Below are 7,623 nucleotides of genomic sequence, written 5' to 3' on the forward strand. Positions count from 1 at the left end.
GTGGCAGCCCGCCAGCACTCCCTCAGCTCGACGATCGCCGGTCTGCACGGCGACGAGCGAACTGTCGGCAGCCCGCTGACCGCCGCCGAGCTGGTCTTCATGCGCCGAACTCGACTGTTCGGGGCCACCGGCACCGTACTGATGGCGATCGGGGCTCTGGGCGCCGGCGCCCGACCCGTCGTGCAGGACCCGACCTTCGGCGTGCGGCTGTTGAACCTGCCGTCCCGCATCGCGACGGTGTCGCTGACGATGACGACGACCGGGGCGGTGATGATGGCTCTGGCCTGGCTGATGCTGGGCCGTTTCACCCTGGGCAAGCGCAAGATGACGCGCAGCCAGCTCGACCGCACGCTGCTGCTCTGGGCCCTACCGCTGCTGTTGGCGCCACCGATGTACAGCAAGGACGTCTACTCCTACCTCGCGCAGAGTGAGATCTCGCTGCAGGGCAACGACCCGTACGAGGTAGGTCCGGCGACCGGCCTCGGCCTCGATCACGTCTTCACGCTCTCGGTTCCCAGCATGTGGCGGGAGACCCCGGCGCCGTACGGACCGCTGTTTCTGTGGATCGGCCGTGGGATCTCGCAGATCACCGGCGAGAACATCGTCGAGGCCGTGCTGTTTCACCGCCTCGTCGTGCTGCTCGGTGTCGGGATGATCGTGTGGGCGACCCCGCGGCTGGCGCGCCGCTGCGGTGTCGCCGAGGTCAGCGCACTGTGGCTCGGTGCGGCCAACCCGCTGTTGTTCATGCACCTGGTGGCGGGTATCCACAACGAGGCCCTGATGCTGGGCCTGATGTTGGCGGGCACCGAATTCGCTTTGCGCGGAGTCGACGCCGCCACCCGCTTGATTCCGCGACCGCTGGCGCGACCGCGCGACCGCGAGCAGTGGCTGAGCTGGTACCCGGTGGCGATGTTGTTGGCGGGCACCGTGCTGATCACGATGTCGTCGCAGGTCAAGCTGCCCTCGCTGCTGGCGCTCGGATTCGTGGCCATGGCTCTGGCATGCCGCTGGGGCGGGACGGTGAGGGCGTTTTTCCTGGCGGGCGGATTGCTGGGCGCGGTGGCGCTGGGGGTCATGGCGCTGATCGGCTGGGCCAGCGGTCTCGGCTTCGGCTGGCTGTTCACCCTCGGCACCGCCAACGTCGTCCGCAGCTGGATGTCACCGCCGACACTGCTCGCGCTCGGGACCGGGCAGGTCGGCATTCTGCTCGGGTTGGGCGACCACACCACCGCGGTGCTCGCGCTGACCCGCGCCATCGGCGTCAGCCTCATCGCGGTGATCGTCCTGTGGCTGCTCTTCGCCGTGCTGCGTGGCCGGTTGCATCCGGTCGGTGGACTCGGCGTCGCCCTCGGCGCCACCCTGCTGCTGTTCCCCGTGGTCCAGCCCTGGTACGTGCTGTGGGCCATCATCCCCCTCGCGGCGTGGGCGACACGTCCCCGCTTCAGGGCAGCGGCCATCGTCGTGACCCTCGTCGTCGGGATCTTCGGACCCACCGCCAACGGCGACAGATTCGCCCTGTTCCAGATCGCACTGGCGACGGCGGCGAGCTTCCTGATCCTGGTGATGTTGGTGGTGCTGACCTATCGCTGGCTGCCCTGGCGGCCCGTGCCCCCCGCATCCTCAGCGCGACCGGCGGCATCCGATTCCAAGGCCGACGCCTACGCTGAGTCTCCGTGACCCCCGTTTCTCCCGGCGCCCCTCCCGTTTTGTTGCGTGGGGTGAGCAAGCGGTACGGGTCGACGACCGCCGTCTCGGAGCTCGACCTCGACGTACAGGCCGCGGAGGTGTTCGCGCTCCTGGGCCCCAACGGCGCGGGGAAAACGACGACCATCGAGATGTGTGAGGGATTCCTCAAGCCCGACGCCGGGTCGATCCGAATCCTCGGCCTCGATCCGGTCACCGACAACGCCGAGGTCCGGGCGCGCGTCGGCGTCATGCTGCAGGGCGGCGGCGCGTACCCCGCGGCGCGGGCAGGCGAAATGCTCGACCTGGTCGCTTCCTACGCCGCCAACCCGCTGGATCCCCAATGGTTACTCGAAACCTTGGGCCTCACCGACTCGGCACGGACCACCTATCGCCGCCTCTCGGGCGGCCAGCAGCAGCGCCTCGCCCTGGCGTGCGCGGTGGTGGGACGCCCCGAGCTGGTGTTCCTCGACGAGCCGACCGCCGGAATGGACGCTCACGCCCGAATCGTGGTGTGGGAGTTGATCGATGCGCTGCGCCGTGATGGCGTCACGGTCGTGCTGACCACCCATCAGCTCACCGAGGCCGAGGAACTCGCCGACCGCATCTTGATCATCGACCACGGCGCCGCCGTGGCCACTGGAACCCCGGCGGAGCTGATGCGCAGCGGTGCCGAGAACCAGCTGAGGTTCCGGGCACCACGCATGCTCGATCTTTCGCTGCTCATATCGGCGTTGCCGGAGGACTATCGCGCATCCGAGACCGCACCCGGCGAATACCTTGTCGAAGGGCACATCGACCCACAGGTGCTGGCCACCGTCACCGCATGGTGTGCACGCCTTGACGTGCTCGCCACCGACATGCGCGTGGAGCAGCGCAGCCTCGAAGACGTGTTCCTCGACCTGACCGGACGGGATCTACGCTCGTGAATCGTTTCGCACCAGGCACCTTCACGCCGGACCCGCGCCCGGCCGCCGTGCCCAAGATGCTGGCCGCGCAGTTCGGCCTCGAGCTGCGCCTGCTTCTGCGCAACGGCGAGCAGCTGCTGCTGACGATGTTCATCCCGATCACGCTGCTGGTCGGCCTGACGCTGTTGCCGCTCGGATCCTTCGGCCCCAACCGCGCCGCGACGTTCGTCCCCGCGATCATGGCGCTCGCCGTCATCTCGACGGCGTTCACGGGTCAGGCGATCGCCGTCGCGTTCGACCGCCGCTACGGCGCGCTCAAACGGCTGGGAGCTACGGCACTGCCGGTCTGGGGCATCATCGCAGGAAAGTCGCTGGCGGTCGTGGCGGTCGTCTTCCTGCAGTCAATCCTGTTCGGCGCCATCGGTTTTGCGCTCGGGTGGCGTCCGCCGCTGGCCGGCCTCGCGCTCGGTGCCGTGATCATCGCGCTCGGCACAGCGGTGTTCGCCGCGCTCGGCCTCCTCCTGGGCGGCACCCTGCGCGCCGAGATCGTGTTGGCCGTGGCGAATCTGCTGTGGTTCGTCTTCGCCGGCCTCGGCGCCCTGACGCTGGAGGGCGACATGGTCCCCACGGCCGTGCAGTGGGTGGCCCGCCTGACGCCGTCGGGCGCGCTCACCGAAGCGCTGTCGCGCGCGATGATGCTGTCAATGGACTGGTTCGGACTCGCGACGCTGGCCGTCTGGGGCGCCGTCGCCGCGCTCGGCGCCCTGCGATGGTTCCGCTTCACCTGACGAATTGAGGGCTGGCAGAAGATATTCCAGCTGTCCGACTTCCTCGATGTTGTGCTTGACCCACGCGCGGGCCTTCTCGGTGGAGAACTTCCGCCGCAGCACCAGGTTGAGCGGCGAAGCCGGCAGCGACCGCACGCCGAGATCCATCACCGTCACGTAGTGAGCGCCGTCGGCGCCCGCAGACCAGGTGTGCTCCAGCTGGAAGACCGGGATCCCCGCGATACGTAGTACCAACCTGATACCGGTTTCGTCGAGCTTTTCCACGCGGGCCACCTCGTCGACGATGAACTCGGGACGGGCGCCGAAAGCCTCGACCATGTGGAAGCGGGCCCCTTCGGCCGCGCCACCGGCCGGAGCGGGCCGGGCCAGCTCCCAGAGGATGTGGTCGACCGGATGCCAGGCGTGATAGCGGTCCACGGTCTGGCCGCCGTACTCGATCGTGCCACCCAGGTGGGTGAACCAGTCGAGCAGCATCGCCGGCGTCACACCCGCGAGGGGCCGGTGGTCGATGGTGATGCGGCGACGACCTCGCGGACATTCCGTGATGTGCACGGTGGCGGTGTCGACGGAGCGCAGCGGATACAGCACGGGCAGGGTCATGGCAGTGGTCATCAGAACCTCCAAGATACTGTTTCGTTTCTTATGTTGGGAACCGTAGAGCGGAGGGCATAAGATACGCAAGCGTTTCTATACGGAGAGAGCGGGATCACAATGGGCAGACGACGGGGTGCGGAGCTCGATTCCGCGATCCGCACGGCGGTACTGCAGCTTCTCGGCGACCACGGTCCCGACGGCGTCACGATGGAAGCCGTCGCCGCGGCCGCCCACACCAGCAAGCCCGTCCTCTACCGGCGCTGGCCGGACCGGCGCGCACTGTTGCGCGACACCCTCATGGGTGTGGCCACGACCTCGCTGCCCAGCCAGGACACCGGCAGCTTTCGCGGGGATCTCCTCGCCGTCCTGCGCGCGTGGAAAGAGCTGTTCACCGGCGACACCGGCCCACTGATGCGGTCGGTCCTGATGGCGGTGGCCGTCGATCCGGAGCTCGAAGCGACGTTCCGCACCGACGTCATCGGCATGCGCAAACAGGAGATGACCCGGATCTTCACGCGCGGAATCGAGCGCGGCGAGGTTCGAGTCGATGCTCCTGTCGAGCTGCTGCGCGAACTCGGCCAGAGCGTGCTGTGGCATCACCTGTTGATCACCGGCGACCCGATCGACGACGACCTCGTCGGCCGACTCGTCGATGACATAGTGATGCCGTTGGTCCTGCCGCCGAGCGCCCCTACTACGACCGGTAGTTAACGAGCCTCTACCATCGGAGCGTGCCCGTAGGTCGCCTCTTCATGCGGATCGTCGATCTGCTTCCCGAGCCGAGCTTGCGGGTGCAGCGCATTGTCGCGGCCGCCGTGATCCTCACCCAGGGCGGCATCGCCGTGACCGGCGCCATCGTGCGGGTGACCGCATCCGGGCTGGGATGCCCGACGTGGCCGCAGTGCTTCCCCGGCAGCTTCACCCCCGTACCTCACGCCGAGGTCCCCGGCATCCATCAGGCCGTCGAGTTCGGCAACCGACTGCTGACGTTCCTCGTCGTCCTGACCGCGGCCGCCGCGGTCATCGCCGTCACCCGCGCCCGGCGCCGACGCGAGGTGCTCTTCTACGCGTGGCTGATGCCGGCGTCGACAGTGCTACAGGCCGTGATCGGCGGGATCACGGTGTTGACCGGACTGCTGTGGTGGACCGTCGCGATCCACCTGCTGGTGTCGATGGCCATGGTGTGGCTGGCCGTGCTGCTCTTCGTCAAGATCGGCGAGCCCGACGCCGGAGAGTGGACGACGCGCGTTCCGAAACCGCTGCGGCAGTTGACGGTTTTGTCGGCCGTGACGCTGGCCGCGGTGCTCGTCACCGGAACGATGGTGACCGGCGCGGGCCCGCACGCCGGGGACAAGAGCATCGACCGCCCGGTGCCGCGCCTGCAGATCGAGATCACCACGCTCGTGCACATGCATTCGTCGCTCCTCGTGGCTTATCTGGCATTGCTGGTCGCCCTCGGCTTCGCCCTGGTGGCGGTGCACGCGCCGGCGCCGGTGATGACTCGGCTGCGCGTCGTGGTGGTCCTCGTCGCCGCCCAGGGCTCGCTCGGCGCGATCCAGTTCTTAACGGGCGTTCCCGAGGCGCTGGTCGCTCTCCACGTGGCAGGGGCCGCTGCATGCACCGCGGCCACCGCCGCGCTATGGGCGTCGATGCGAGAACGGACCGAGCCCGCAACGCTCCAGAGCTGACTCGACGCCGAGCGCGAACCGGCGTTGCGCAGCCTGCCGGTCGGTGTCCTCGAGCTGCCGCCACCCCAGTGAGGGTTCGACGAGTTCGAGTTCCAGCAGAACGGGGGCGTCTGCTCCGCCCAGAACGTCGACGCGCGCGTAGAGCAACTCGCTGACGTCGATGCCCAGATGTGCGGCCGCCGCGGCGAGTGCCTGGCGACCCAGATCCCACAGCTCGAAATCAGGATCGGCGGGCTGCAGACTCTCCTCGGCGTAGGTGCCCGACTGGTCGAACACCGGGCTCCGCCCCGGAGGCGGCAACAGGGGCCCCTTGGTGAAAGCATGGGACTGCTGACCGCTCAGGAAAACCAGTGCGGTCTCGCCGTCACCCACACGGGAGTCGTAGAGCTGCACCACTGCGGTGCGTCCGGCCGCCTGTAACGACTCAGCATGGGCACGCGCCAGATCCGCATCGCAGAACCGCAGCGCCCCCACCGAACCCGCACCGACCGACGGTTTGACGACGACTTCGCCGCCAGGAATGCGCACCCGTTCCCCCGGGGCGAAGAATGCACTGGGCACGACGGGGACGCCCGCCGCGGACAGATCGGCGAGGTAGGTCTTGTCCGCGTTCCAGGCGACGACATCGGGAGGATTGAGCAGGTTCTGCACCTGCTGCGTCCAGCTCAGGAAGTCGTCGAGGCGGTCGGTGTAGTCCCACGTGGCGCGCAGGATGACCAGGTCGGCCGCCAGGGTCGCCGGATCGTCCCACGGCAGCCACCGCGCGTGCAGGCCGCGGCCACGCAACGCCGCGACCAGTCCGGCGTCGTCACCGTCCCCCTCGGGCAGCGCCGGACATCCGGCCAGCACGATGCGCGGATGGAAGACGTCGGGGCGGACCAGTTTCATGACGAGTGGATGATAGTGCGTATGCACGCCGTTGAAATCGCCGAAACCGGTGGACCCGAAGTCCTGTCCTTTGTCGAGAAGCCGCAACCCGAGCCGGGCCCGGGCCAGGTGCTCATCAAGGCCGAAGCGATCGGCGTGAATTTCATCGACACCTACTTCCGATCGGGGCTGTATCCGCGAGAGACGCCGTTCGTCGTCGGTTCGGAGGTGTGCGGGGTGATCGAGGCCGTCGGCGACGACGTCGCGGCGCTCAACGTCGGAGATCGGGTCGTCACCGACAAAGCCCTCGGCGCCTACGCCGAATACTCCGTTGCCCCCGCTGATTTCGTGGCGTACGTACCCGACGGTGTGGCACCGGACGTGGCGGCCTCGGCTCTGCTGAAAGGTATGACGGCGCATTACCTGATCAAGTCGACGTATCCGGTGCAGCAGGGCGACGCCGTGCTGGTGCACGCCGGAGCCGGTGGCGTGGGCTTGATCCTGACGCAGTGGATCACCAGCCTCGCCGCGTCGGTGATCACGACGGTGTCCACGCCTGACAAGGCCGAATTGTCACGACAGGCCGGTGCCGTCGAGGTGCTCGACTACCCCGACGACCCGCAGGCGTTCGGCGACCGGATCCGCGAGTTGACCGACGGTGAAGGCGTGGCAGCGGTGTTCGACGGCGTCGGCGCGTCGACGTTCGAGGCAAGCCTGGCAAGCCTCGCGGTCAGAGGCACGCTGGCGCTCTTCGGCGCCGCGAGCGGCCCCGTCCCGCCGATTGATCCGCAGCGGCTCAATACGGCGGGTTCGGTGTTCCTGACCCGGCCCAACCTCGGGCACTACACCCGCACTCCCGACGAATTCTCATGGCGCGCAGGAGAATTGCTGACGGCGATCGCCGACGGGACCCTCAACGTCACCGTCAGCCACCGATATTCACTGCGTGAGGCCGAACAGGCGCACCGTGATCTGCAGGGACGAAAGACGGTCGGTTCGGTGGTGCTGGTCCCCTAGTTGTACTGACCACGGACGTTGGTGACGGCGTGGTGAGGTGACAAGACGAAGACCTCCGAGTGGAGTGCGAGCTGTCTA

Annotated in this window: 8 protein-coding genes; 6 read left to right on the plus strand and 2 right to left on the minus strand. The window is 68.1% G+C overall.

The genetic code is table 11. From position 1 onward, the window contains the following. From mptB to AWC12_RS17065, 3 genes are read left to right on the plus strand one after another with little or no spacing between them, the layout of a single operon-like run. Positions 1 to 1,677 (plus strand): polyprenol phosphomannose-dependent alpha 1,6 mannosyltransferase MptB, encoded by a 1,677-nt coding sequence (mptB, locus tag AWC12_RS17055; RefSeq protein ID WP_024449334.1) that lies wholly within the window; start codon positions 1 to 3, stop codon positions 1,675 to 1,677. After that, positions 1,674 to 2,612 (plus strand): ABC transporter ATP-binding protein, encoded by a 939-nt coding sequence (locus AWC12_RS17060; RefSeq protein WP_085175731.1) that lies wholly within the window; start codon positions 1,674 to 1,676, stop codon positions 2,610 to 2,612. Before mptB ends, AWC12_RS17060 begins: the two co-directional genes overlap by 4 nt. Further along, positions 2,609 to 3,379: an ABC transporter permease gene (locus tag AWC12_RS17065; protein ID WP_024449332.1), complete on the plus strand. Its 771-nt coding sequence runs from the start codon at positions 2,609 to 2,611 to the stop codon at positions 3,377 to 3,379. Before AWC12_RS17060 ends, AWC12_RS17065 begins: the two co-directional genes overlap by 4 nt. Here the strand turns inward: AWC12_RS17065 and AWC12_RS17070 are convergent. Beyond that, entirely contained in the window at positions 3,293 to 3,979 is a 687-nt protein-coding gene (locus AWC12_RS17070; RefSeq protein WP_085175772.1) for a hypothetical protein, read from the minus strand. The two genes, AWC12_RS17065 and AWC12_RS17070, sit on opposite strands and share 87 nt — an antisense overlap. A gap of 111 nt (positions 3,980 to 4,090) precedes the next feature. Here AWC12_RS17070 and AWC12_RS17075 point away from each other — a divergent pair, with 111 nt between their 5' ends. Both AWC12_RS17075 and AWC12_RS17080 read left to right on the plus strand, forming a co-directional pair. Further along, positions 4,091 to 4,684 (plus strand): TetR/AcrR family transcriptional regulator, encoded by a 594-nt coding sequence (locus AWC12_RS17075; protein ID WP_110808666.1) that lies wholly within the window; start codon positions 4,091 to 4,093, stop codon positions 4,682 to 4,684. A 20-nt stretch (positions 4,685 to 4,704) separates the two neighbouring features. Next, positions 4,705 to 5,661: a COX15/CtaA family protein gene (locus tag AWC12_RS17080; protein WP_036466161.1), complete on the plus strand. Its 957-nt coding sequence runs from the start codon at positions 4,705 to 4,707 to the stop codon at positions 5,659 to 5,661. Here the strand turns inward: AWC12_RS17080 and AWC12_RS17085 are convergent. Then, positions 5,611 to 6,549 carry an ATP-grasp domain-containing protein gene (locus tag AWC12_RS17085; protein ID WP_085175774.1) on the minus strand — a complete coding sequence of 313 codons (939 nt, stop codon included), beginning with the start codon at positions 6,547 to 6,549 and terminating at the stop codon, positions 5,611 to 5,613. The two genes, AWC12_RS17080 and AWC12_RS17085, sit on opposite strands and share 51 nt — an antisense overlap. Positions 6,550 to 6,570: 21 nt before the next feature. On the opposite strand from AWC12_RS17085, the gene AWC12_RS17090 reads away from it, so the two are divergent. Then, the gene (locus AWC12_RS17090; protein ID WP_085175733.1) at positions 6,571 to 7,545 is read left to right on the plus strand and encodes a quinone oxidoreductase family protein; all 975 of its coding nucleotides are present in this window, start codon (positions 6,571 to 6,573) and stop codon (positions 7,543 to 7,545) included. Positions 7,546 to 7,623 lie beyond the last annotated feature (78 nt).

Source organism: Mycolicibacterium iranicum, from assembly GCF_002101705.1.
Lineage (GTDB): Bacteria > Actinomycetota > Actinomycetes > Mycobacteriales > Mycobacteriaceae > Mycobacterium > Mycobacterium iranicum.

Bases quoted from the DNA above. Each gene is read 5' to 3' on its own strand.
- AWC12_RS17070 (WP_085175772.1), bottom strand. From the start codon at position 3,979: ATGACCCTGCCCGTGCTGTATCCGCTGCGCTCCGTCGACACCGCCACC.
- AWC12_RS17075 (WP_110808666.1), top strand. From the start codon at position 4,091: ATGGGCAGACGACGGGGTGCGGAGCTCGATTCCGCGATCCGCACGGCG.
- AWC12_RS17085 (WP_085175774.1), bottom strand. From the start codon at position 6,549: ATGAAACTGGTCCGCCCCGACGTCTTCCATCCGCGCATCGTGCTGGCC.
- AWC12_RS17090 (WP_085175733.1), top strand. From the start codon at position 6,571: ATGCACGCCGTTGAAATCGCCGAAACCGGTGGACCCGAAGTCCTGTCC.